Consider the following 22,280-nt stretch of genomic DNA (forward strand, 5'->3'; position numbering starts at 1 on the left):
GTGTTGCTGTCACACCGACATTCCATCATCAGCCACCGACAATTCATGGAGCCGGCGCTCCAGGAGGCGGGCAATGCCGTCAATGGAGTCAAGATCGTGGTCCGTGGGCGCCCACCGGGCCGGGGGAAAAGCGACGCGCCAGCGGCCCTCCCCGGTTCGCAGAAAAGCCTCATACGCGCCGTGAAGCGGCGTGCCTTCCATGAGATAGCGCCTTAGCGCCTCCACTTCATGCCCTTCCGGCGCCTGTCCGCCCGCCTTGACCACACGCCACCAGGGCACGGCGCTGCCGTAATTGCTGAGCACTGCCCCCACCTGCCGGGGACCGCCTGCTCCCAGCAGCTCAGCCACGTCCCCATAGGTAACAGCGGATCCGTCCGGTACCAGGTCCACAATGGCCAGCACCGCCTCTACGTACTCAATCCGCATTGATCCAATGTAGCCGCAGTGGCGCTCCCGGGAATTGTCCGTGGTCCCCCTTAGCGTTGAAGCATGAGCACCTGGAACGCCCTTCCCCGAGCAGCTTTTGATCTTGAAACCACAGGACGAAACTCTCGGGCCGCGCGCATCGTCACTGCTTCGGTCACTGTCGTGGACCACCAGGGCGAGGTCATAAAGGAGCACGAGTGGCTTGCCGATCCCGGTGTGGAGATCCCCACCGAAGCGAGCGATATCCACGGCATCACCACCGAACACGCGCGGCGGGAAGGCCGCCCCGCCCATGAGGTCACCAGGGAACTTGCGGCGGTCCTGCAGGCGCTTTTCGACGCCGGGACCCCGGTTATCGCGTTTAATGCCAGTTACGACTTCACCGTCCTGGCGGCTGAATCGGCCCGTTACGGCGTGCCGCAGCTCACCCGGTTTCCGGTCCTGGACCCCTACATCATGAACAAACAGGTAGACCGCTACCGCAAAGGCAAGCGCACCCTGACTGCGCTGTGCGAGGAGTACGGGGTTGTCCTGGACAACGCCCATACATCGGCAGCCGATGCCCTGGCCACGCTGAAGGTCCTGGAGGCCATGGCAGGTAAATTCCCCAAACTGATGATGCCCGCCACCCAACTGCACGAGCTCCAGGTGGACTGGGCAGTCAGCCAAGCCGCCGACTTCCAGGGCTACCTGCGAAAGACGAAGCCCACCGCCGTCATTGAGGGTGACTGGCCGGTGCTCCCCCCGCAGGACGCGGGTATCGGCGGATTTTAGGAGCGGGGCAAACCACAAGCCGGGCAGTGCGACGCAACTCACAGCCAAGCCGGCTTACGTTTCGCTGCTGCGTCGGCTGCACGGATTCGCCGGTTCACCTATGCAGCCGGTCGCAACACCTGAAGCCGGCAGGATAAACCATCGGAAATTCTGGTTCTCGCGGCAGTAAGTCAATTTTGTTCGGCAATCTGCGCATTCCCTATGAAGTGGGACAATAAAGTTTTGCGGTCACCCCTGCCCTGGCCTGCTGGACCAGCACGGGGCAGGTGTTAGGCGCCACCAGCGCAGCCTTGCGGCCCGGTTGACTTATGACTCTATGAAAGTGACAACCTGATGAAAATCAAAGCGATGAAGTGGCTGACTACCGCTCCCGTTGCACTTGCCCTCGCCGCCTCCCTGGCAGCCTGCGGTTCAGGATCTTCGGAGCCCACCGGCACTCCGACTGACGCCCTCGCCGGCAGCGACCAGCAGACGCTGGACAAGTACACCACTGACGATGTCACCCCGATCGACCAGATCGATAAGACCAAGCTTGGCCTGAACACCGAGGGCACGCTCGAAGTGGGCACCCTCTCGGATGCCCCGCCGAACATCTTCATTGACCCGTCCGGCAAGTTCACCGGATATGACAACGAACTCCTGCGCGCCATCGCCGGCAAGCTGGGCCTCGAGGTCGAGTTCGTTGCCACCGACTTCTCTGCCCTCCTCTCACAGGTGTCCACCAAGCAGTTCGACGTCGGATCCTCCTCCATCTCCACCACCGAAGCACGCCGCCAGAACGTCGGCTTCACCAACGGCTACGACTTCGGCTTCATGGCTGTGGTGGCCAAGACGGACAGCGACATCAAGAGCTTCGACGACCTGACCTCGGACCTGCGCATCGGCGTCGTCCAGGGCACCGTCCAGGACGACTACGTCACCAACACCCTGAAGATGGAACCGATCCGCTTCCCGGACTACGCCACCGTGTACGCCAACGTGCGAAATGGCCAGGTGGACGCCTGGGTTGCCCCCTCCCAGCAGGCTGAAGGCCAGGTGAAGGAAGGCGACGGCACCGCGATCGTCGAATCCAAGGTCAACACCGAGAACTTCACCGCCTACGCCGTGGCAAAGGACAACCAGCCGCTGATTGATGCCCTCAACGCCGGCCTGGACGCCGTAATCGAGGACGGAACCTGGTCCAAGCTGACCAAGGAGTGGTACCCGGACCGTGAAATGCCGAGCGACTGGAAGCCGGGCAGCAAGGCCGCCGCGGTTCCACAGAGCTGATTGAGCCGGGACGTTTATGGATCTCCTGGACCAGCTTGCTGACACCTTTTTCAACTGGGAGGAAATGGCCAAGGTCATTCCCGCCCTGCTCATGGTTGGCCTGCCCAACACCCTGATCCTGGCGGTAGCCTCCGGCATCCTCGGTTCCTTCCTGGGCCTTGGGCTGGCCATGATGGGCATCTCGCGCAACGCGGCAGCCCGATGGGCAGCCAGGGCGTACACCGATATCTTCCGGGGCCTTCCCGCCATCCTCGTGATCCTGGTGATCGGCATCGGCCTGAGCCCCATCGCCCGGGAAATCACGGGGAACAGGAACCCGTACCCGCTGGGCATCCTGGCCCTGACCCTGATCGCCGCCGCCTACATCGGCGAGATCTTCAGGTCCGGTATCCAGAGTGTTGAGAAGGGACAGCTGGAGGCTTCACGTGCGCTCGGATTCAGCTACGGCAGTTCCATGCGCCTGGTGGTGGTGCCACAGGGTATCCGCAGGGTCCTTCCGGCCCTTGTGAACCAGTTCATCTCGCTGCTGAAGGACTCCTCGCTGGTGTTCATGCTTGGCCTCGCCGCCTCCGACCGGGAAATCTTCCGGATCGGAAACGACGCCATGGCCAACACGGGCAACCTCTCGCCGCTGGTGGCGGCGGGCGTCCTGTACCTGATCCTGACCGTCCCGCTGACCCACTTCGTGAACTTCATCGACCACCGGCTGCGTACCGGCAAGCCGGAAAAGAAGGAACCGGACGAGCTGGCGGCACCTATCGGCAAGGGGGCACAGGTATGACGGAATTCGCTTCCGGCACCCTGACCGGCAAGAACCTGCACCTCTCGTTCGGCCATAACCATGTTCTCCGGGGCATCGACCTGCACGTCGAGAAGGGCACCACGGCGTCCGTGATCGGCCCTTCCGGATCGGGCAAGTCCACCCTGCTGCGGGTCATGAACCGGCTGATCGAACCGGACAAGGGCGACATCCTGCTGGACGGCCGCTCCGTGCTGAAAGACAACCCCGACGAACTCCGGCAGCGGATCGGCATGGTGTTCCAGCAGTTCAACCTGTTCCCGCACAAGACCGTGGCGGACAACGTCTCGCTGGCCCTGCGGAAGCTCCGCAAGCTGTCCAAGGAGCAGGCACGCGCCGAAGCCCTGGAGCAGCTGGACCTGGTGGGCCTGAAGCACAAGGCCGACGCCCGGCCGGCCAACTTGTCCGGCGGCCAGCAGCAGCGCGTGGCGATAGCCAGGGCGCTGGCCATGAAACCGGAGGTCATGTTCTTCGACGAGGCCACGTCGGCACTGGATCCCGAACTCGTCAAGGGCGTCCTGGCCCTGATGACCGACCTGGCCAAGGGCGGCATGACCATGGTGGTGGTGACCCACGAGATGGGCTTTTCCCGCAATGTCTCGGACAACGTCACCTTCATGGACGCCGGTGTGGTGGTGGAGTCCGGACCCCCGGAGCAGATCTTCACGGCACCACGTACGGACCGGCTCAAGGGCTTCCTCTCGGACGTCCTCTAGCCACCAGGAAACACATACAGGAAATCCCCGGTTGCCCCGCAACCGGGGATTTCCTGTATCCATGAGAAACGAACCGGGTCCCTTGAAGGGCGGTCCGCCGGGCATCCGGAACCTGCCCGCGGATCCCCGGCCGGTCAGGCCAGAATCTGCGGCCAGGGAGCGGAACGGCGGACGACGGCGGCGCCTCTAGCCTTGTGCCGCGGCGGCGGCCTTCGCTGCGGCCGGCAGGGCGTCGAAGATCCGGTTTATCGCCGCGTCGTCATGCGCTGAGGAAAGGAACCAGGCTTCGTAAACGGACGGCGGCAAGTAAACGCCGGACTCCAGCATTGAGTGGAAGAACGGGGCGTACCGGAAGGACTCCTGTGCCAGTGCGTCCGCATAGTTGTGCACGCCTCGGGCGGACGTTCCGAAGGCCACCGAGAACAGGTTCCCCGCGAACTGGATGGAGTGGTCCACTCCCGCCGCATCCAGGGCGTTGGACAGCGCCGACGAGAGTTCCAGCGAACGGACGTCGATGTAGGAGTAGACGTCCCGGGTGGCATGGGTCAAGGTGGCAACGCCCGCGGCCATGGCCACCGGGTTGCCGGAGAGCGTCCCCGCCTGGTAGACCGGCCCGGTGGGGGCCAGGTGGTCCATGACGTCGGCACGTCCGCCGAGCGCCGCCGTCGGCATGCCGCCGCCGATCACCTTGCCGAAGGTGAGAAGATCGGGCGTCCAGGGGTCCGCAGCGTCCGGAGCGCCGCCGGTGAGGCCCCAGTAGCCGGAGTAGCCGGTGCGGAAACCGGTTAGCACCTCGTCCACGATCAGCAGGGCGCCGTGCTCCCTGGTGATCCGTGACAGGCCCAGGTTGAAGCCCTCCTCCGGGGTGACAACGCCCATGTTCGCGGGCGCGGCCTCCGTGATGACGGCAGCGATGTTGGGGCCGTGGGCAGCAAAGGCTTCCTTGACCGCCGTGAGGTCGTTGTACGGAAGCACCAGCGTTTCGGCGGCCGTGGCTTCGGTGACCCCGGCCGAACCCGGCAGCGCGAGCGTGGCAACGCCGGAGCCCGCCGATGCCAGCAGGCCGTCGAGGTGGCCGTGGTAGCAGCCGGCGAACTTGATGATCAGGTTGCGGCCGGTGAAGCCGCGGGCCAGGCGGATGGCGGTCATGGTGGCCTCGGTGCCGGTGGACACCATGCGGAGGCGTTCGACGGCGGGCACGCGCTCCTGGACGATTTCGGCCAGGTTGGCCTCATCGGGGGTGGAGGCGCCGAATGACAGGCCGCGGTCCACGGCGGCATGGACGGCGTCAAGGACAGCTGGATGCGCGTGGCCGAGCAGCGCCGGCCCCCACGAGCACACGAGGTCCACGTATTCGCTACCGTCGGCGTCGGTCAGGTACGGCCCCTTGGCGGACACCATGAAGCGGGGGGTTCCGCCCACTGATCCGAAGGCGCGCACCGGGGAGTTGACGCCGCCCGGCATCAGCTGGCGGGCGCGGTCGAAGAGGGCCTCGTTGCGGGGATTGCTGGAAGTCATGGTTCCTATTCTCTCAGTTAGCCGGCGAGCAGTTGGGCCACTTTGGGCGCCACTGCCGTGCCCATCAGCTCAATGGACCGCATCATGGCCGAATGCGGCAGGGGCCCGTTGCTGTATTTGAGGTCGAAGCGGTCCACGCCCAGGTTCCGCTTCAACAGGGCGATCTTGCGGGCCACGGTCTCCGGTGAGCCCACATACAGTGCCCCCTCGGGTGCGCAGAGCGCATCGAACTCGGGCCGGCCGGCCGGACCCCAGCCACGTTCGGCCCCCAGCCTGTTGCGGAGCTTGAGCCAGTGCGGGAAGAACTCTTCCCGCGCTTCCTCGTCGGTTGGCGCCACATGGCCCGGCGAGTGGGTGGCCACCTGCTGCATCGGGTGCCCGTACTTGGTTATGGCTTCGCGGTAGAGGTCCGCCAGCGGACGGAACCCCCGCGGCTGGCCGCCGATGATTGCAAAGATGATGGGGTAGCCGTACTGTGCGCAGCGGAGCACGGATTCGGGCGTTCCGCCGACGCCGATCCAGGTGGGCAGCAGGTGGTGCTCCAGCGGCGGGTACACACTGAGTCCGTGGAGCGCGGGCCGGGTGCGGCCTTCCCAGTGCACCGGCTTTTGGGCGCGCACCTTGTCGAAAAGCTCCAGCTTTTCTTCGAACAGTACCTCGTAGTCGGCCAGGTCGAAGCCAAACAGGGGGAAGGACTCCACGAAGGATCCGCGGCCCAGCATCACCTCGGCCCGGCCGTTGGAGATGGCGTCCACGGTGGAGAAGCGCTGGAACACGCGGATGGGGTCATCCGAACTGAGGACCGTCACTGCGGACCCAAGCCGGATCTGCCGGGTGCGGGCGGCGGCTGCGGCGAGGAAGACTTCCGGGGCGGATACTGCGTAGTCCTTGCGGTGGTGCTCCCCCACCCCAAAGGCATGAAGTCCGACGGCGTCCGCCAACTCAGCCTGTTCCAGCAGCTGGCGCAGGACTTCGGCATGCGGCTGCGGGCTTCCGTCCGGCTGCTCACCGACGTCGCCGAAGGTGTTCAGGCCAAGCAGGATACGGTCCCTTCCCACCGGGGCGGTGGGGCCTGCAGCAGATTCGGCCATCAGGACTCCCTCAGCCAGCCGGCAAGCTCGGCGGCCCAGTAGGTCAGGACCATGTGCGCACCGGCCCGCCGGATGCCCAGCACGGCCTCGGTGATGGCCGCCCGCCGGTCGATCCAGCCGTTGGCCGCAGCGGCCTCGATCATGGCGTACTCACCCGAGATCTGGTAAGCCGCAACCGGCACGGGGCTCATCGCGGCCACATCCGCCACGATGTCCAGATAGCTCATGGCAGGCTTGACCATCACGATGTCGGCGCCCTCGGCCAGGTCCAGCTCCACCTCGCGCAGCGCCTCGGTGCGGTTCCTTGCATCCATCTGGTACGTGCGGCGGTCGCCCTTCAGCTGGGAGTCGACGGCTTCACGGAACGGGCCGTAAAAGGCTGAGGCGTATTTCGCCGCGTAGGCGATGACGGATGTGTTCCCGTGCCCGGCGGAATCCAGGGCGGAACGGATCGCGGCGATCTGGCCATCCATCATGCCTGAAGGGCCCAGCATGTGGGCGCCGGCGTCGGCCTGGGCCACGGCCATCCGCGCGTAAATTTCCACGGTGCGGTCGTTGTCGACGTACCCGTCGCCGTCGAGCACGCCGCAGTGGCCGTGGTCCGTAAATTCGTCCAGGCACACGTCGCTCATGATAACCAGGTCGTCACCCACCTCGGCACGTACAGCGCGGATGGCCTTGTTCAGCACGCCGTCCGGGTCCAGTGAGGCCGAGCCTTCCGCGTCCCTGGTTTCCGGGATGCCAAACAGCATGATGCCGCCCAGTCCCAGCTCAACGGCTTCCGCGGCTGCCCTCTTGAGGGTATCCGTGGTGTGCTGCACCACGCCGGGCATGGAGGTGATGGGGTTCGGTTCGGTAAGTCCCTCGCGGATGAAGGCAGGCAGGATGAGCTCGGCCGGCGCCAGGCGCGTTTCCGCCGTGAGCCGGCGCATGGCGGGGGTGGTGCGGAGGCGGCGGGGGCGTTGGCTGGGAAATGTCATGGGGCTGTCCTTCACGTCGTTGGGGTGTCCGTGCGGGTGGGGGCGGAACCTGAGGTTTCCAGGGCGGCTGCGACCGCGGCAACGAGGCCGTCCGGGGTGGGCTCAGCCGCCACTGCCGCGATCGGAAGTCCGGCTGCGGCCGCCTGCTCCGCCGTCGACCGTCCTATCACCACCAGCTTGCAGCAGTGCAGCGGCGCGAGCCCGGCGATGCGGCGGACGGCGCTGGGCGAGGCGGCCAGCACGGCGTTGATGCTTCCGTCCGCGAATCCCGCACTGGCGGCTTCCGGGGTCAGGAGCGAGTACGACGGCGGCGCCTGCCCCACTCCCCCGCTATCCGCTGCGACGGCGAGCCTGCGCTCCGCTGCCGCGGGGTAGTCAACCGTCCGGTAGGCCGAAACCACGGTGACGGTGCTGGCTGCGGCAGCCAGTCCGTCGGCGAGCAGGGGTGCGGCGATGTCAGCCTGCGGCAGCAGGACCTTTCCACCGCCGGGCCACACCTCGAGCAGGCCGGCGGCGGACTGCTCATCCCTGGGCACCAGGTGGACGGCAACGCCGTTGGCTTCCAGGAGCCTGCGGGTGGCCGGACCGACGGCCGCGATCCTGGTGCTCTCAGGGATCCCCTGCCGCAGGGTCAGGTTACGGTCGCGGGCCTTGTCCAGCAGCACATGGACGGTTGTGGCGCTGGTCAGTACCAGCCAGTCGAACGCTCCGGCGCCCAAGCCGTCGCAGGCCGCGTCCAGAGAGTGCTGGTCCGGTGCCCGTTCGAAGTCGATGAGCGGCAGGAGAAGGGCGTTGGCCCCCGCTTTTTGCAGCGCCCCCACCAATTCCATGGAGCGCTCCGGGCTGCGCGTGATCAGGACGCTTGCCCCGGCGAGGGGCTGGTGGGGTACCGGTGCGCCGGATGGCAGTCCCATGGGCAGGTCAGGATGCCTGGAGGTCTGCTATGTCGGCTGCGCCGCGGGCCAGCAGGATTTCGGCGAGTTCGATGCCCAGGAGGGTGGCTCCCACCTCGGTGAGGCCGTCGGTTGCCCGCTTGTCCCGCACGGAGGTGGTGCCGTCCACGGCACACACCACGGCCTCCAGGTGGAGCATGCTGCCTTTCCGGTAGGCGTAGGCGCCCACGGGAGCGGCACAGCCCGCTTCCAGCCGTGCCAGCAGGGCCCGTTCCGCGGTGACGGCGAGCCGGGTGTCCTGGTCATCAAGGGCCGCCAGGGCCTGGGCCAGTACCGCGCGGGACCCCCCGCTTGAACCGGGCTTCCGCGGGGCGTCGGCGGTGCGGCATTCGATGGCCAGGGAACCTTGGCCTGCTGCCGGAAGCATCACATCGGTCCCGAGGAATTCGCTGACGGCATCCAGCCTGCCGATGCGCTCCAGGCCTGCAGCCGCCAGCACCACGGCGTCCAGGTCACAGGACCTGCCGGGAACTACTGCATCCGTGGTGTTTCCGGGGAGCCCTGGGACCCTGCCCAGGCGCGTGTCCACGTTGCCGCGGATGTCCAGGATCTCCAGGTCCGGGCGGGCTGCCCGGAGCTGGGCTGCGCGCCGGGGCGAACCGGTACCCACCGTGGCTCCAGCCGACAGGTCCGCCAGCTTGAGTCCGTCACGTGCGCAGAGGACGTCACGGACGTCCACGCGGCGCGGGGTGGCGGCGAGGCTGAGCCCCACGGCCGCGCCGGTGGGCAGGTCCTTGAGCGAATGGACCGCGACGTCGCACTCGTTCCGCAGCAGGGCGTCGCGCAGCGCGGCCACGAAGACGCCTGTGCCGCCCATCTGCGACAGCGATCCGGTGAGGACGTCCCCGTCAGTCCTGATGTGGACCAGCTCTACGGGAAAGCCGCCGACGGCGGCCAGCTGGTCCGCGGTCTGCTGCGTCTGCGTCAGGGCGAGCTTGCTGGCGCGGGTTCCGATCCGGACGGTCACTGCTGTGCTGCTCCCTGGGGTGAATTTGCGGGGTAGGGGTCGAGTCCGGTTCCCACCGTGGTGTCAGCACCGGCGATGGTGGGCTTCCCGCCGCGGAAGTTGGCGCAGCAGCCGGGCCGGCAGACGTCGTACCAGGGGCCCAGGTCCGTCACGGCCGGGCGGTCGCTGATGTTGTTCGCCAGGGTCCGCTCGCAGATCAGGTCCACCATGCCGTTGACGAACTTGCGGTGCGTGCCGGGCGTGGGAACGCGGGTGGCTGCCAGGCCCAGGTTCGCGCATGTCTCCAGGGCCTCGGTGTCCAGGTCCCACACGACTTCCATGTGGTCACTGACGAAGCCCAGGGGCACAATCACGATGCCCTTGACGCCCTGGCCCGCGAGTTCCTCGATGGCGTCGTTGATGTCGGGCTCCAGCCACGGCACATGCGGGGCGCCGGAACGGGACTGGTACACAAGGGACCATGGGGCGGTGAGGCCTGATTCCTCCTCCACCCGCCGGATGACGGCCGCAGCGGTGGCCAGGTGCTGGGCCACATAGGCCGAGCCTTCCTCGAACTCGCGGGGCTCGCCCTCGGATTTGCCGGCTGCCTCGGCATCCCGGGTGGGGATGGAGTGCGTGGCGAACACGATCTGGACGGGGGCGTCCGGCGTTCCTGCCTCTGCCAGCTTGGCGCGCACCTCGGCCAGGCCGGCGGCGGTGGCCTCGACGAAGGGCTCAACAAAGCCGGGGTGGTCGAAGTACTGGCGGACCTTGTCCACTTCCAGGCGGCCGTCGAGCCCTGTCTCCGTGAGTGCCATGCCGATGTCCTCACGGTACTGGCGGCAGCTGGAGTAGCAGGAGTAGGCACTCGTGGTGATCATCAGCAGCCGCCGGTGTCCGGCGTCGTAAGCTTCCTGCAAAGTTTCCGGAATGTAGGGCGCCCAGTTGCGGTTTCCCCACAGCACCGGGAGGTCGAGGCCGCGCGCGGCGAGTTCGGCCTCCAGCGCAGCCTTGAGCTCGCGGTTCTGCTGGTTGATGGGGCTGATGCCGCCGTTGGCGCGGTAGTGGTGGGACACTTCCTCGAGGCGTTCGTCCGGGATGCCGCGGCCGCGCGTGACGTTGCGCAGGAAGGGGATCACGTCTTCCTGGCCTTCGGGGCCGCCGAAGGAGGCCAGGAGAATGGCGTCGTAGTTCTTGGGTGCCATCCGGCCCGCCTCGGTGACGGGGTTGACGGCGGCGCCGCCCTGGGGGTCGAGGGGGCTCATGCCAGCACCTCCGCTACCTCGTCGGCGGAAATCCGGCGGCCGGTATAGAACGGAATTTCTTCGCGGACGTGGTTGCGGGCCTCGGTGGCGCGCAAGTGGCGCATGAGGTCCACCAGGTCAACGAGCTCGGGGGCTTCCAGGCCCAGAATCCATTCCCAGTCGCCCAGCGCGAAGGAGGACACCGTGTTCGAAATGACCTGCGGGAACTCCCGGCCCAGGAGGCCATGTTCGCGAAGCATGGCACCGCGTTCCTCCTCGGGCAGGATGTACCACTCGTAGGAGCGTACGAACGGGTAGACGCAGAGCCATTCGGCCGGGGTGACGCCCCGGGAGAAGGCCGGGGTGTGGTTCTTGGCGAACTCGGCCTCACGGTGGACACCCATGGCCGACCACACAATCTCCGTACCGGTAAACAGGGTGCTGCGGCGGATGTCGCGGATGGCCTGCTGCAGGGCCTCGGGCTTGGGGCCGTGGAGCCACACCATGACGTCGGCATCGGCGCGCATGGCCGAGACGTCGTAGCTGCCGCGGTGCGTCACGCCTGCTTCGGCAAGCCGTTCCAGCAGGGCCTCGAAGTCAGCGGCAGCGTCCGCGCTGCGGACCACGGCCTCGGAGCGCTTGAAAACGGTCCAAAGGGTAAAGAACTGCTCGGCTGATTCTTCGGTTTTAGTGACAGATTCGGCAGAAGTGTGGTTCATGGTTACAAGTTTGCCCTTTAGTTACCGCCAAGTCGAAACCAACAACTTCTACAGCGCGTAGAAGTGTGGAAGATCACATTTTGGTCCGCATACCCTTCCCTGTCCCGCACTCCGGCTAGGGGTTACGCAGGCGGAAGAACACCAGACCGGCTGCACCTGCAACGCCCACGAGGCCGGATCCGAGCCATACCAGGGCACTGCGTTCGTCGGGCTGGTTGTTCAGCACCGCGCTGCTGCGGGAGGTGCCTTCCGACGTGTAGGGCGTCCAGCCGGCGCGGGTCTGCGGGCGGGAGTAGAGCGGCGAAACTTCAGCCTGGCCGCCCTTAGCTCCTGCGGAAGGGCCGTCTTTCCCGGGAACGGACAGGGCTTCTACCGCCGGAGGAACCTGGTCTGCCGGCGTGGATCCGTCCGTGCCGGGGAGCGCCGCTGCCGGCGGCACGCTGGCCGTGGCGGCAGCCCCAGCCGGGGCCGTCACCGCGGCTGCCGGCGGCGCCGTTGCCGGTGCAGCAGGAGCTGAACCGGCCGGGGAAGCACCGGCAGGTGACACACCGGCGACGGTCGGCGCCGGCGCAGGGGCCGGCTTCGTCGGCGCTGGAGCCGCAGCAGGGGCGCTGCCGGCCGGAGCAGTTGCTGCGGTCGCGCTGCCGGCCGGGGCAGTGGAGGACGGAGACGCAGGAGCGGGAGTAGGAGTCGGCACTGCCGTCGCGGACGGCGAAAGGGTTGCCTTGACAGCCGGCAGGAGCGCCGGGGGAACCGAAAGGACCGGCGTGGAAGCCGCCTCTTCTTCGGGCTCATTGGCGCCTTCGTATCCCTTGGGCACCGGCTTCTTTTGGTCCTTGTCCTGCCCCGGCGCATTTTGCCGGGCCTCCCCGGAGTTCCCCCGTAGGGAGGCTTCCTGCGGGCCGGAACGGGTCTCAAGCGTCACCGGGACTTTCGGGTTGCCGGAATCGGTTCCTCCTTCGTCCGCCAGGGACGCCGTGACGCCTGTGCTGAGAACCAGTACCGCTCCGATTGCCGCAGCTGCCGTGCCGCGTCGGATTCCCCCATGGATACCGGTCCGGGACATTGGAAGCTCGGACCTGTGTTGAAACATAGTCATCGACCCTAACCATGGCACGGCGGGATGTGGAAACCGGCAAGGCCGTTCCAGGCGGCCCGGCCGGTCCGAAAATCCGGCTTGAACCGGCCTTGACCAGCTAAGACTTTTTAGCTGGCCAAAACTCTGATGTGCTTGCGCGTGTCGGACACCACGGCCGCCAGTCCGTTTCCTGCCACCCAGCCGCCCACCAGTGCGAGATTGCCGGCCGCGGTGCAGGCTTCGCGGATTGCGGCAACACGGGCACTGTGGCCGACGGCGGCAAACGGCAAGGCGCCGCGCCAGCGGACGACGTCCCAATCCACCAGGTTGTCCTCACTGATTACAGCGCCCAGCAGAGCCGAGGCGTCCTCCAGGGAGGCAGCAAGGAGGCCGTCATCGGTTTCCGGACCGGCCTGCTGCCCGCCCAGTCCGTCCACCTTGCCGTACGAGAGCCGAAGAACGTGCCGGCCGGGCCCGGCGGCAGCGGCAAGCCAGTCCCATTTTGCGGTTGCATGCGTCAGCGCCTTGGCCTGGATGCCCGGCGTTTGTGGCGCCACAAGGACGCCAGTGCCGCGGGGACGGCTGTCCAGGCCCGGGTGATCCAGCACCAGGGTAACAAGCTTGACGTCCGGCCCGGACGCCGGCTTCTTTCCGGCGATGGCCGGCACTGCCTGCTCCAGCAGGTCGACGGCTGCGGGACCGTCAACCGCTGCCACCAGCAGGCCGGCGTCGAACGTTGCTTCCGCGGAAAGAACGCGCCAGCCGTCCGGAGTGCGGGCAACGGAGGTAGCGGCCGTGCCGGCCAGGAGCGAAACGTCCCGTGCCCGGAGGTCCCGGACCAGGGCGTCCACCAGCGTGTGCATACCGCCTTCAAGACCCGCGACGGCGGAGCCCGCCTTGGCGGCCGGGGCGGAAGCGGGTGCGCTTCCGCCTGCAGCGGGCGCCGGGAACGGGCCGCGCCGCTGGGCGGCCACGGCGGCAGCCAGGGATCCGTGCTGCCGGAGCCGGGCGCGGAGTCCGGGGGCCACCATATCGACGTCCAGCAGGGCCGGATCAGCAGAGTGAACTCCGCCCACCACGGGCGCGACGAGCCGGTCCAGCACCCTGGCGCCCATCCGCGCTTTGACCAGGGCGGAAACGCTGACCTCGTTTTTTCCGGCACCAACGGAGGCCGGAAGTAAACGGTCGAGGGAAGCACGGAGGGAACCAATGAGTCCGAGGGACCGCCTGACCTCCGGGTCCCAGGGGTTGGACGGTATGCCCAGGACCCCGGTCTTGGGCAGTTCGCGGGGACCTTCCGGGAGCTGTACCCAGGCACCGCCGGGCCGCGGAGGAACAATCCTGCCGGCCAGTCCCAGCTCCGCCGCAAGCACGGACACGGCGTCGGACCGGGTGGCGAAGGACTCGGCACCGCTGTCCAGGGTCAGGCCAGCCACCGTATGGCTCCCCACGCAGCCGCCCCAGGCGTTACCGGCTTCCAGCACTGTGACGCCGTACCCGGCGGCGGCGAGTTCCCGGGCGGAAAGCAGGCCGGAGATCCCGCCGCCTACCACCAGCGCGGTCCGGGCCCTGGCCGGCAGACTGCCCACCGGCTACTCCGGCGAAATGGAGTGGATGAGCTCCACTACCCGCGTCAGGACCGCCGGGTCCGTCTCGGGCGGCACGCCGTGGCCAAGGTTAAGGACGTGTCCAGGGGCCGCTGAACCGGCGGCGATTACTTCGCGGACGTGTGCTTCCAGGATTTCCCACGGGGCGGCAAGCAACGCGGGATCGATGTTTCCTTGCAGGGGCACGGTGCCGCCCAGTCGGCGGTTGGCTTCATCGAGGGGAAGGCGGTAGTCCACACCCACCACGTCGACGCCGACATCGCGCATGGCCACCAGGAGCTCGGAGGTGCCCGTGCCGAAGTGGACCAGCGGGGCGCCGAGCTGGCGGACGTGGTCAAGCGCGCGGGAGGAGGCAGGAGCCACAAACCGGGAGTAGTCGGCCAGCCCCAGGGATCCGGCCCATGAGTCGAAGAGCTGGCCGGCGGATGCCCCGGCTTCGAGCTGTGCCCGGAGGAACAGCCCGGACGCGTCCGCCGCCCAGTTGGCCAGGGCATTCCACGTCTCCGGGTCCGCGTGCATCATGGTGCGCGGACCCAGGTGGTCACGGGAAGGCTTGCCCTCCACCATGTAGGCCGCCAGCGTGAAGGGCGCCCCGGCGAAACCGATCAGGGGGGTCCTGCCAAGTTCGGCGACTGTCAGCCGGACAGCTTCGCGGATGGGTTCCAGCGCTTCCCAGGTGAGCTGCGGCAGCGCTGCCACGTCCGCGGCCGTGCGGACGGGCTTCTCCAGGACGGGGCCCACGCCGGGAACGATGTCCACGCCCACGCCGGCGAGCTTAAGCGGGATGACGATGTCAGAGAAAAAAATGCCGGCATCAACGTCGTGGCGGCGGACGGGCTGGAGCGTGATCTCGGACGCCAGCTCCGGCCGGAGGCACGAGTCCAGCATCGCGATGCCCTCGCGAACCTTCAGGTACTCCGGGAGGGACCGGCCTGCCTGCCGCATGAACCAGACGGGGCGGCGGGAAGGCTTGCCGCCGCGGTAGGCAGTGATAAGCGGAGAGTCTGCGGTGCGGCCGTCCACCAGCGGGTGGTCCGCGGCGAGGGCGCCGGCAGCGGAGACGGCAGGGCTAGGAGTCATGCCTCTGATTGTGCCGAAGTTCAGCGCCAAAAGATAACGACAGCCTGTCATTGCACAGACCGTGATTGCCGCCGTGGCGGGAATCACGTCGCCTGCGTGTCCCTGCACGAACGGAAGTTGTTCTACCGAGAAGCGAAAAAGCTATGATTGGTCTGTTGTGGTTCTTTTTTCATTGGTGGCTACACACGCCGACATCGATCTTGAGACCGTTGCCCAGCTGAGCAACGGTTCCTCCGGTATCGCCACATCCGCTCTCTCCGGCTCGCCGGCGGTGACGGGTGCGGTGGTCCTTGCCACCTGCAACCGGTACGAAATCTACGGCGAGGCTCCCCACGCAGATGACGTGGAAGCCGCCCGCGCGGCGCTGGTCGCGGAGATCAGCGAAGCCAGCGGGCTGAGCGAGCCCCTCGTCTCCCGGTCCTTCAGCACCCGTATGGGCCCAGAAGTGACCCAGCACCTCTTTGCCGTCAGCGCGGGTCTGGATTCCGCCGTCGTCGGTGAGCGTGAAATCGCCGGCCAGGTGCGGCGGGCCCTCATCACGGCCCAGCACGAAGGCACCGCCAGCCCGGGCCTGGTCCGGCTGTTCCAGGCCGCGTCCAAGACAGCCAAGGACGTCGGCGCCCAGACGGCCCTCGGCTCACGCGGCCTCTCCATCGTGTCCGTGGCCCTTGACCTGGCAACCGACCTTTCGGAGGACCCGGACTGGTCCACCAAGAAAGTAGTGGTTTTCGGAACGGGCGCCTACGCCGGTGCCACCATGGCACTGCTGCGCGAGCGTGGCTGCACGGACATCTCGGTCTTCTCCTCGTCCGGCCGGGCCGAAGGCTTCGTCGCCACGCGCGGCGGCACCGCCCTCGACGCCGATTCCCTGTACCCGGCCGTGGCTGCGGCGGACGTGATGATCGGCTGCAGCGGTTCCGATACCCGGGTGGAAGCCGATGAGCTGGCCCAGGTGCGTGCCAACTCGCCCCAGCCGCTGATCGCCATCGACCTCGCCCTGACGCATGACTTCGATCCGGCGGTCGGTGAGCTGGACGGCGTCGAACTCCTCACCCTGGAATCCGTCCGCCTTGCCGCGCCCCAGGAGCAGGCCGAATCGCTGGCGCAGGCAAGCGGCATCGTGAAGAATGCCGCGAAGTCCTTCGAGCAGGAGCGCGAGGCGCGCTCCGTGGATTCGGCCATCGTCGCCCTCCGCCGGCACACCATGAACGTCCTGGACGCGGAGATGGAAAAGGTCCGTGCCCGCCACGGCTGCACCGCCGCTGCAGAGGAAGTCGAATTCGCCCTGCGGCGCATGGTCAAGCAGCTGCTGCATGTTCCCACGGTCCGGGCTCGCGAACTGGCCGCGAACGGCCAGCAGGATGATTACGTCGCGGCGCTGGAAGCGCTGTACGGCATCACCGTGGAACAGCCCGCCGCTCCCGCTCCCGCCGTCCAGGCGGAATGCCCGGTGGACCACCGCGGCCTCGAAAGCGCCTGACCAACACCCACATCCCCTATCAGATATGGCTCCTAAACAGTCCGTTTAGGAGCCATACCTGATAGGGCAACTTGTTAGTAGACGGGCTTCTGGGGTTCCACGTCCCGCACCCAGGATAGAATGCCGCCGTCGAGGTGGCTCACCCGCTGGTAACCCGCCTTCCGCGCCGCCGCCAGGACGTTGGCAGAGCGTGTACCGGCCTTGCAGAGGAACACGATGTCCCTGTCCTGCGGCAGGTCGGCCCACGCCTCCCCCGCCAGGATCCGGCCCTGCGGAACCAGCCGGGCGCCGTCAATCCGGACGATGTCATACTCACCAGGTTCCCGGACGTCCACCAGTTCGAAGTCCTTGAGCCCCGCCTTGCGGGACGCGAGCATGGTGGCCAGCTGCGCGGGCGTGACGGTGTGTTCGGTGTCCGCCTCCGCTGCGGGCGTGATGCCGCAGAACGCTTCGTAGTCCGTCAGTTCGGTGATGGGCTCCGCCGCGGGGTCCTTGGACACGCGGATCTCCCGCCAGCTGCCGCCCAGGGCGTCGAAGAGTGCCACGCGGCCCAGCAGGGAACGTCCGACGCCGGTGATCAGCTTGACTGCCTCGGTCACCATCAGCGAGCCCACGGCTGCGCAGAGCATGCCAAAGACGCCACCCTCCCCGCAGGAGGGGACGGAGCCTGCGGGCGGCGCCTCAGGGTACAGGTCGCGGTAGGTGGGACCGTGCTTTTCCCAGAACACGCTGACCTGGCCGTCGAAGCGGAAGATCGAGCCCCAGACGTAGGGCTTGCCCAGGATCGCGGCGGCATCGTTGACAAGGTAGCGGGTGGCGAAGTTGTCCGCCCCGTCCATGATCAGGTCGTAGCCCGCGAAGAGTTCAAGGGCGTTGGATGCGTCCAGCCGCTCGTTGTGGAGCCGGACGTCCACCAGCGGGTTCAGTGCCGCGACGGCATCGCGGGCCGACTCGATCTTGGGCCTGCCGACGTCTGCCACACCGTGGATGACCTGCCGCTGCAGGTTGCTCAGGTCCACAGTGTCATCGTCGATGATCCCGATAGTTCCCACGCCGGCAGCAGCTAGGTAAAGCAGTGCGGGCGAACCCAGGCCGCCGGCGCCGATCACCAGGACCCTTGCGTTCTTTAGCCGGCGCTGCCCGAGTGTCCCGATCTCCGGAATGATGAGGTGCCGCGAGTACCGTTCCACCTCGGCAGGGGTAAGTCCGTCTGCCGGTTCCACCAGTGGATCCAGCGAAACAGGTAAAACATTTGCGGTGAAAGTCGAAGCCATACTTCAATGTATGCCCCGGGATACCGCCGGGTCATATTACCCCGCAGTAAAGTGGGTGTAACTGCAATGGAAAGAAGGACAACCGTGGTCCCTGAAGCACGGGCTGACCGCCCGCCCGCCGCCGAACCGCAGGCTTCCCAGCGTCCGGCAGGCCAGCGCTCCGCCAGGCTTCCGCGCGACGAGCGCCGTGCCCAGCTCCTTTCCGCAGCCCACGAAGTTTTTGTGGCGAACGGGTACCACGGCGCGGCGATGGATGAGATCGCCGAGACCGCCCACGTCAGCAAACCCGTCCTGTACCAGCATTTTCCGTCAAAGCGGGAACTGTACCTCGCCCTGCTGGAAAGCCATCTCACATCCCTTACCGAGCTGATGCTGGGGGCGCTGAACTCCACCACGGACAACAAGGAACGCGTCAAGGCGGTGATGCGGGCCTATTTCCGCTTCATCGCCAATGACGACCAGGCACACCGGCTGGTCTTCGAGTCCGACCTCATCAACGATCCCGATGTCAGCTCCCGGCTGGAGACCTTCAACCGGACGTTCGCTGATGCCATTGCCCACGTCATCGCCGAGGACACCAAACTCCCCCACATCGAGGCCGAACTCCTGGGCCGGGGACTTGCCGGCATGGCGCAGGTCAGCGCCCGGTACTGGCTGGAAACCGACGGTAACCTGGACCTCGATGTTGCCAGTGACCTGATTTACCGTTTAGCTTGGCGCGGAATCTCTCGCTTCCCCAAAGAGTCCTAGACTACAAATAAGACATATCAACGAACCTTGACTGGCTGGGAGGCCTTTGTGGAAATCAAGATCGGCGTTCAAAACGTTGGCCGCGAAATTGTGCTGGAATCGACGCAGGACGCGGAATCCGTGGCCAAGGTTGTGGGTGAAGCCATAAACGCAGGCAGCGAACTGCGCCTGACGGACGAAAAGGGACGCCTGATCATTGTTCCCGGCAATGCCCTCGGTTACGTGGAAATCGGCGCTGAAGAGGTGCGCCGCGTAGGGTTTGGCCAGTTCTAGGCCTGCCGCACGTCCACGTCCCCTAGGAGCTGCATGCTTTCCCTGACCATCGTTGTGCTGGCCGCTGCCGCCGCGGGCTTCATCGTGTGGGCCAACGACAAGCGGCACACCAAGTACGGCGCCGGGCTGCCCGCGGGCGTCGCGGTCGGTATCGCTGCCCTCGTATGGATCATCCTGATGGTGGCGGGCTTCGGTTACCGGCCGGGACTGACCTGGCTTCCCTGGGTCCTTCCCATCGTGCTGGGCAGTGCTGCCGCCGTCGCCGCCGTTCTTTACCTGGGCCATGCCCGGGCCCGCCATGACACGGAGCGGCTCACGGCAATCCTTCGCCGCTGAACTGAAGGACAGAGAGAACATGGCTGCGGCCGCCACCCTTAGGGGGTGGCGGCCGCAGCCAGTTAAGCAGCCAGACGCTTGGCAGGGTCAGCGCCCGGAGGCGTATTTCCCGGGCTGGGCCACGGCCTTCACCGCAGCGGCTGCCGTGCTGGCGGCGGCTGCCGCGGCGAGATCCCGCTCCGTCACCTGGCCGCCGGCGTCGTGCGAGGTATAGCGGATAAAGACGCGGTTTTAGCGCCAGTCAAGGTCCGGATGGTGGTTCTGGTCCTCCGCAGCGCGCCCGACGGCGGCAATCAGCTCGAGCGCGGAGGCCGCCGTCGGGGTCTTGAACACGGTGACCAGCCCGCCGTCGCTGTACCGCCAGTCAGGCAGCCCCAACAGGGCCTGCTCGACCTGCTCGCGCGGAAGGGCATCCTTGCCGGCCATCTGCTGCTCCTTAAGTCAGGGCATCAACCGGCGTCCAGGCCTAAAGGAACTCGGCCCGGCCTTCCATCTCCGACGATGCCAGCGCGTGCTCGCGGCGCGGTATCCGGCCGGCCGCTTTCGCCAGCCTACCGGCGATGACGGCATGTTTGAATGCCTCTCCCATGAGTGCCGGGTTCTGCGCCCTGGTCACCGCGGTGGCCAGCAGGACGGCGTCGCATCCCAGCTCCATCGCGAGGGCCGCGTCCGAAGCAGTGCCGATCCCGGCATCGAGGACAACCGGGACGGACGCCCGGGACACAATGAGCCCGATGTTGTGTGGGTTCAGGATGCCCAGGCCCGTGCCGATCGGCGCTCCCAGCGGCATAACGGCGGTGGCGCCCAGGTTTTCAAGCCGCAGCGCAAGGACGGGATCGTCGTTGGTGTAGGCGAACACCTTGAAGCCCCGGTTGACCAGTTGTTCCGTGGCGTCCACGAGTTCCACAGGGTCCGGGAGCAGGGTGTGCTCGTCAGCGATCACCTCAAGTTTCACCCAGTCGGTCTCCAGCGCCTCACGGGCGAGTTCCGCGGTGAGGACGGCATCCCTGGCGGTGAAGCAGCCGGCAGTGTTGGGCAGGACCTTGATGCCGTGGTCCACCAGCAGCTGGAACAGCGAACCCGTTTCTGCCGGTGAGTAGCGGCGCATGGCCACAGTGGTCAGCGACGTGCCGGATGCCAGCAGCGCCGCGCCCAAACCGTCGAGGCTGGGCGCGCCGCCGGTGCCCATGATGAGCCGGGATTCCAGCCGCACGCCGTCGATGACCAGCGCGTCGTCCAGGCCCGGTGCCCCGGCGGGCGTGGCAGTGGTGGTTTCGGTCATGGTGTCAGCCTCCCTGTACTGCGGTGACAAGCTCGACGGCGTCGCCCTCGGCGAGCGCAGTAGTGAACCACTGGCTGCGGGGCACCACCTGCGCATTGTGGGCGACGGCGACGCCGAGCCTGCCCCCGTCGGTTGCCTGCCCGCTGGCGGCAAGGGCGCGTCCGGTCACCGCGCTGACAAGCATGGTGAGGGAAGCCCCGTCAGCCACCGTGTGTTGGGATCCGTTCAGGATGATGTTCATGCTGTTTCCTTGAGTTTGGAGCTGGCTGCGGATGTTTGGCGGCCGGAGAACCGGCCCGGGTTGAAGGGGTCCCAGCGGCTGTCCGTGACGTTGTCCATCAGGTCCCTGCAAATGGCTGCTGCGGCGGGGGCCAGGAGGACGCCGTGCCGGAAGAACCCGGTGGCAATGATCAGGCCCGGGACGTGCCCTGGCCCGGCTTCCGCACCCGGTACACGGCCCAGCAGCGGGGCGTTGTCCGGTGTTCCCGGCCGGGCGCGCGCCGTGCACTCCAGCAGTTGAAGTTCCGCGACGGCGGGCACCAGGACCTGGGCGTCCCGAAGGAGCTGGTAGACGCCGCCGGCCGATACTGCGCCGGCAGCGGGCCTGGCTTCCGCTTCCGGCAGGCTGCCTGCTGCGCCGAGGGCACCCTCACGCTGGGTGGCTCCGATGACTACCGTCCCGTCCTCCCGGGGAACGATGTAGACGGGAACGCCGCGGACCAGCCCGCGGATGGTGGACGTCACCAGCGGGCGGAGCTGGCGGGGCACGGCAAGGCGCAGGATGTCCCCGTGCACCGGCCGCAGCGGCAGGTGCAGGCCCTCCGGCAGGGAGGCCAGGGATGCCGCGCCCAGTCCGTTGGCCACCACCGTTTCGCCGGCCAGCACGGTGCCGCCACGAGCAAGCCGCACTCCTGCCACCGTGTTGCCCTCCCAAAGCAAGCTGCTGGCCCTGTCCGCCACGGCATAGCCGTCAACCGCCCCGTCCACAGGGGCCTGCCTGCCGCTACGCATGCTGTGTCCGGCCAGGGCTTGGCGCAGGGAGGAGACCAGGAGCCGGGGATCCACCTGGTGGTCGGCGGGGGTGTCCAGCGCACAGGCAATGGCGGGGCTGAGCAGTGGTTCCCGGCGGCGGGCCTCGCGGACCGTCAGCGGTTCCACGGCCAGATTGTTGGCCTGCTGCACGGTGCGCAGGTCCATCAGGGCCGTGCGGTCGGCGGCGTCGGCACCCACGGCGAGGGTCGGCGTCGTCAGGTAGCCGGTACTTGCACCGGACGCGGCGGCCACGTCCGCCGCGAAGCCAGGCCACCGGGCGGAAGAGGCGAGCATGAGGTCCAGGAGGTCCTCTTCCTGGTAGTGCAACTCGCTGACCGGCGCCAGCATCCCGGCTGCCGCCCAGCTGGCGCCGGAGCCGGGAGCATCATCGATCAGCACCACGGAACGTCCGGACCGCTGGGCTTCCCAGGCGATGGCGTGCCCGATCACTCCCCCGCCGATTACGGCGACGTCGGCGCGGATGGTTCCCTGCCCGGCGCCGTCCGATGCCGTATGTGGGGTACCCATGTGTCTCCTTCCCTACGCCGGCATTACCCGGATCAGGTCAAGCGGTCGGCTCTGACGCCCTCTCAGCCCGGCGCTTTGTGACAGCGTCCGCAGGCTCCCGCAGTACGAGGCCAGTTTAGAGGAAC

The 22,280-nt window shown here is 67.3% G+C and carries 24 protein-coding genes and 1 riboswitch; of the genes, 8 read left to right on the plus strand and 16 right to left on the minus strand.

Annotated elements, in window-relative coordinates; genetic code table 11:
- Nucleotides 1–9: 9 nt before the first annotated feature.
- A complete protein-coding gene (locus ACLH0K_RS11710) occupies nucleotides 10–426 on the minus strand; it encodes an MGMT family protein (protein WP_411373770.1) in 417 nt (138 codons plus the stop codon).
- Between the two features lie 63 nt (nucleotides 427–489).
- Here ACLH0K_RS11710 and ACLH0K_RS11715 point away from each other — a divergent pair, with 63 nt between their 5' ends.
- The 4 genes from ACLH0K_RS11715 to ACLH0K_RS11730 all read left to right on the plus strand — a co-directional run bounded on the left by ACLH0K_RS11715 (nucleotide 490) and on the right by ACLH0K_RS11730 (nucleotide 3,984).
- Nucleotides 490–1,200: a 3'-5' exonuclease gene (locus tag ACLH0K_RS11715; RefSeq protein WP_411373772.1), complete on the plus strand. Its 711-nt coding sequence runs from the start codon at nucleotides 490–492 to the stop codon at nucleotides 1,198–1,200.
- A 333-nt stretch (nucleotides 1,201–1,533) separates the two neighbouring features.
- Complete coding sequence (locus ACLH0K_RS11720; RefSeq protein ID WP_411373773.1) at nucleotides 1,534–2,469, plus strand: substrate-binding periplasmic protein; 936 nt, start codon at nucleotides 1,534–1,536, stop codon at nucleotides 2,467–2,469.
- A 16-nt stretch (nucleotides 2,470–2,485) separates the two neighbouring features.
- Entirely contained in the window at nucleotides 2,486–3,250 is a 765-nt protein-coding gene (locus ACLH0K_RS11725; RefSeq protein WP_411373774.1) for an amino acid ABC transporter permease, read from the plus strand.
- Nucleotides 3,247–3,984 carry an amino acid ABC transporter ATP-binding protein gene (locus tag ACLH0K_RS11730; RefSeq protein ID WP_411373775.1) on the plus strand — a complete coding sequence of 246 codons (738 nt, stop codon included), beginning with the start codon at nucleotides 3,247–3,249 and terminating at the stop codon, nucleotides 3,982–3,984. The genes ACLH0K_RS11725 and ACLH0K_RS11730 overlap by 4 nt, the downstream gene beginning before the upstream one ends.
- 186 nt (nucleotides 3,985–4,170) lie before the next feature.
- On the opposite strand, the gene hemL is transcribed toward ACLH0K_RS11730, so the two are convergent.
- The 10 genes from hemL to hemE all read right to left on the minus strand — a co-directional run bounded on the left by hemL (nucleotide 4,171) and on the right by hemE (nucleotide 15,200).
- On the minus strand, nucleotides 4,171–5,502 hold the full coding sequence (gene hemL, locus ACLH0K_RS11735) for a glutamate-1-semialdehyde 2,1-aminomutase (protein WP_411373776.1): 1,332 nt from the start codon (nucleotides 5,500–5,502) through the stop codon (nucleotides 4,171–4,173).
- 17 nt (nucleotides 5,503–5,519) lie between these two features.
- A complete protein-coding gene (locus ACLH0K_RS11740; RefSeq protein WP_411373777.1) occupies nucleotides 5,520–6,593 on the minus strand; it encodes an LLM class flavin-dependent oxidoreductase in 1,074 nt (357 codons plus the stop codon).
- Nucleotides 6,593–7,573, minus strand: a complete 981-nt coding sequence (gene hemB, locus ACLH0K_RS11745) for a porphobilinogen synthase (RefSeq protein WP_411373778.1) — start codon at nucleotides 7,571–7,573, stop codon at nucleotides 6,593–6,595. Before hemB ends, ACLH0K_RS11740 begins: the two co-directional genes overlap by 1 nt.
- A gap of 11 nt (nucleotides 7,574–7,584) precedes the next feature.
- Entirely contained in the window at nucleotides 7,585–8,487 is a 903-nt protein-coding gene (locus tag ACLH0K_RS11750; RefSeq protein ID WP_411373779.1) for a uroporphyrinogen-III synthase, read from the minus strand.
- A 7-nt stretch (nucleotides 8,488–8,494) separates the two neighbouring features.
- Nucleotides 8,495–9,493, minus strand: a complete 999-nt coding sequence (hemC, locus tag ACLH0K_RS11755; protein WP_411373780.1) for a hydroxymethylbilane synthase — start codon at nucleotides 9,491–9,493, stop codon at nucleotides 8,495–8,497.
- Nucleotides 9,490–10,737: a ferrochelatase gene (locus ACLH0K_RS11760; RefSeq protein WP_411373781.1), complete on the minus strand. Its 1,248-nt coding sequence runs from the start codon at nucleotides 10,735–10,737 to the stop codon at nucleotides 9,490–9,492. Before ACLH0K_RS11760 ends, hemC begins: the two co-directional genes overlap by 4 nt.
- Nucleotides 10,734–11,435 carry a hydrogen peroxide-dependent heme synthase gene (gene hemQ / locus ACLH0K_RS11765; protein ID WP_411373782.1) on the minus strand — a complete coding sequence of 234 codons (702 nt, stop codon included), beginning with the start codon at nucleotides 11,433–11,435 and terminating at the stop codon, nucleotides 10,734–10,736. The genes ACLH0K_RS11760 and hemQ overlap by 4 nt, the downstream gene beginning before the upstream one ends.
- 115 nt (nucleotides 11,436–11,550) lie before the next feature.
- Entirely contained in the window at nucleotides 11,551–12,534 is a 984-nt protein-coding gene (locus ACLH0K_RS11770) for a hypothetical protein (RefSeq protein ID WP_411373783.1), read from the minus strand.
- Nucleotides 12,535–12,641: 107 nt separating this feature from the next.
- Nucleotides 12,642–14,102, minus strand: a complete 1,461-nt coding sequence (gene hemG / locus ACLH0K_RS11775) for a protoporphyrinogen oxidase (protein ID WP_411373784.1) — start codon at nucleotides 14,100–14,102, stop codon at nucleotides 12,642–12,644.
- 3 nt (nucleotides 14,103–14,105) lie between these two features.
- The gene (hemE, locus tag ACLH0K_RS11780) at nucleotides 14,106–15,200 is read right to left on the minus strand and encodes a uroporphyrinogen decarboxylase (protein WP_411373785.1); all 1,095 of its coding nucleotides are present in this window, start codon (nucleotides 15,198–15,200) and stop codon (nucleotides 14,106–14,108) included.
- Nucleotides 15,201–15,357: 157 nt separating this feature from the next.
- Here hemE and ACLH0K_RS11785 point away from each other — a divergent pair, with 157 nt between their 5' ends.
- Nucleotides 15,358–16,680 (plus strand): glutamyl-tRNA reductase, encoded by a 1,323-nt coding sequence (locus ACLH0K_RS11785; RefSeq protein ID WP_411373786.1) that lies wholly within the window; start codon nucleotides 15,358–15,360, stop codon nucleotides 16,678–16,680.
- Nucleotides 16,681–16,754: 74 nt separating this feature from the next.
- Here the strand turns inward: ACLH0K_RS11785 and moeB are convergent, their stop codons facing one another.
- Nucleotides 16,755–17,954: a molybdopterin-synthase adenylyltransferase MoeB gene (moeB, locus tag ACLH0K_RS11790; RefSeq protein WP_411373787.1), complete on the minus strand. Its 1,200-nt coding sequence runs from the start codon at nucleotides 17,952–17,954 to the stop codon at nucleotides 16,755–16,757.
- A gap of 84 nt (nucleotides 17,955–18,038) precedes the next feature.
- Between moeB and ACLH0K_RS11795 the strand changes: the two genes are divergently transcribed.
- Genes ACLH0K_RS11795 through ACLH0K_RS11805 form a run of 3 tightly spaced genes read left to right on the plus strand, consistent with a single transcriptional unit; the run spans nucleotide 18,039 to nucleotide 19,313 of the window.
- Complete coding sequence (locus tag ACLH0K_RS11795) at nucleotides 18,039–18,704, plus strand: TetR/AcrR family transcriptional regulator (protein ID WP_411373788.1); 666 nt, start codon at nucleotides 18,039–18,041, stop codon at nucleotides 18,702–18,704.
- 48 nt (nucleotides 18,705–18,752) lie between these two features.
- Entirely contained in the window at nucleotides 18,753–18,977 is a 225-nt protein-coding gene (locus ACLH0K_RS11800) for a DUF3107 domain-containing protein (protein ID WP_138136329.1), read from the plus strand.
- Between the two features lie 33 nt (nucleotides 18,978–19,010).
- The gene (locus ACLH0K_RS11805; RefSeq protein ID WP_411373789.1) at nucleotides 19,011–19,313 is read left to right on the plus strand and encodes a hypothetical protein; all 303 of its coding nucleotides are present in this window, start codon (nucleotides 19,011–19,013) and stop codon (nucleotides 19,311–19,313) included.
- Between the two features lie 231 nt (nucleotides 19,314–19,544).
- Here ACLH0K_RS11805 and ACLH0K_RS11810 read toward each other — a convergent pair whose 3' ends face one another.
- From ACLH0K_RS11810 to thiO, 4 genes are all read right to left on the minus strand, one after another.
- Complete coding sequence (locus ACLH0K_RS11810) at nucleotides 19,545–19,739, minus strand: 4a-hydroxytetrahydrobiopterin dehydratase (protein ID WP_411373790.1); 195 nt, start codon at nucleotides 19,737–19,739, stop codon at nucleotides 19,545–19,547.
- Between the two features lie 40 nt (nucleotides 19,740–19,779).
- On the minus strand, nucleotides 19,780–20,595 hold the full coding sequence (locus ACLH0K_RS11815; RefSeq protein ID WP_411373791.1) for a thiazole synthase: 816 nt from the start codon (nucleotides 20,593–20,595) through the stop codon (nucleotides 19,780–19,782).
- Nucleotides 20,596–20,599: 4 nt separating this feature from the next.
- On the minus strand, nucleotides 20,600–20,836 hold the full coding sequence (gene thiS, locus ACLH0K_RS11820; protein ID WP_411373792.1) for a sulfur carrier protein ThiS: 237 nt from the start codon (nucleotides 20,834–20,836) through the stop codon (nucleotides 20,600–20,602).
- Nucleotides 20,833–22,155: a glycine oxidase ThiO gene (gene thiO, locus ACLH0K_RS11825; protein WP_411373793.1), complete on the minus strand. Its 1,323-nt coding sequence runs from the start codon at nucleotides 22,153–22,155 to the stop codon at nucleotides 20,833–20,835. Before thiO ends, thiS begins: the two co-directional genes overlap by 4 nt.
- Nucleotides 22,148–22,266: riboswitch (TPP riboswitch) on the minus strand. It overlaps the preceding gene by 8 nt.
- Nucleotides 22,267–22,280: the final 14 nt, after the last annotated feature.

The organism is Arthrobacter sp. MPF02, from assembly GCF_046605375.1.
GTDB lineage: Bacteria > Actinomycetota > Actinomycetes > Actinomycetales > Micrococcaceae > Arthrobacter.

Excerpts from the sequence above, each read along its gene's own strand:
- ACLH0K_RS11770 (WP_411373783.1), bottom strand. The coding sequence starts at position 12,534 with ATGACTATGTTTCAACACAGGTCCGAGCTTCCAATGTCCCGGACCGGT.
- hemL (WP_411373776.1), bottom strand. The coding sequence starts at position 5,502 with ATGACTTCCAGCAATCCCCGCAACGAGGCCCTCTTCGACCGCGCCCGC.
- ACLH0K_RS11815 (WP_411373791.1), bottom strand. The coding sequence starts at position 20,595 with ATGACCGAAACCACCACTGCCACGCCCGCCGGGGCACCGGGCCTGGAC.
- thiO (WP_411373793.1), bottom strand. The coding sequence starts at position 22,155 with ATGGGTACCCCACATACGGCATCGGACGGCGCCGGGCAGGGAACCATC.
- moeB (WP_411373787.1), bottom strand. The coding sequence starts at position 17,954 with ATGGCTTCGACTTTCACCGCAAATGTTTTACCTGTTTCGCTGGATCCA.
- hemQ (WP_411373782.1), bottom strand. The coding sequence starts at position 11,435 with ATGAACCACACTTCTGCCGAATCTGTCACTAAAACCGAAGAATCAGCC.
- ACLH0K_RS11715 (WP_411373772.1), top strand. The coding sequence starts at position 490 with ATGAGCACCTGGAACGCCCTTCCCCGAGCAGCTTTTGATCTTGAAACC.
- ACLH0K_RS11740 (WP_411373777.1), bottom strand. The coding sequence starts at position 6,593 with ATGGCCGAATCTGCTGCAGGCCCCACCGCCCCGGTGGGAAGGGACCGT.
- ACLH0K_RS11805 (WP_411373789.1), top strand. The coding sequence starts at position 19,011 with ATGCTTTCCCTGACCATCGTTGTGCTGGCCGCTGCCGCCGCGGGCTTC.
- ACLH0K_RS11710 (WP_411373770.1), bottom strand. The coding sequence starts at position 426 with ATGCGGATTGAGTACGTAGAGGCGGTGCTGGCCATTGTGGACCTGGTA.
- ACLH0K_RS11750 (WP_411373779.1), bottom strand. The coding sequence starts at position 8,487 with ATGGGACTGCCATCCGGCGCACCGGTACCCCACCAGCCCCTCGCCGGG.
- hemE (WP_411373785.1), bottom strand. The coding sequence starts at position 15,200 with ATGACTCCTAGCCCTGCCGTCTCCGCTGCCGGCGCCCTCGCCGCGGAC.
- ACLH0K_RS11760 (WP_411373781.1), bottom strand. The coding sequence starts at position 10,737 with ATGAGCCCCCTCGACCCCCAGGGCGGCGCCGCCGTCAACCCCGTCACC.
- ACLH0K_RS11720 (WP_411373773.1), top strand. The coding sequence starts at position 1,534 with ATGAAAATCAAAGCGATGAAGTGGCTGACTACCGCTCCCGTTGCACTT.
- thiS (WP_411373792.1), bottom strand. The coding sequence starts at position 20,836 with ATGAACATCATCCTGAACGGATCCCAACACACGGTGGCTGACGGGGCT.
- hemB (WP_411373778.1), bottom strand. The coding sequence starts at position 7,573 with ATGACATTTCCCAGCCAACGCCCCCGCCGCCTCCGCACCACCCCCGCC.
- ACLH0K_RS11725 (WP_411373774.1), top strand. The coding sequence starts at position 2,486 with ATGGATCTCCTGGACCAGCTTGCTGACACCTTTTTCAACTGGGAGGAA.
- ACLH0K_RS11810 (WP_411373790.1), bottom strand. The coding sequence starts at position 19,739 with ATGGCCGGCAAGGATGCCCTTCCGCGCGAGCAGGTCGAGCAGGCCCTG.
- ACLH0K_RS11730 (WP_411373775.1), top strand. The coding sequence starts at position 3,247 with ATGACGGAATTCGCTTCCGGCACCCTGACCGGCAAGAACCTGCACCTC.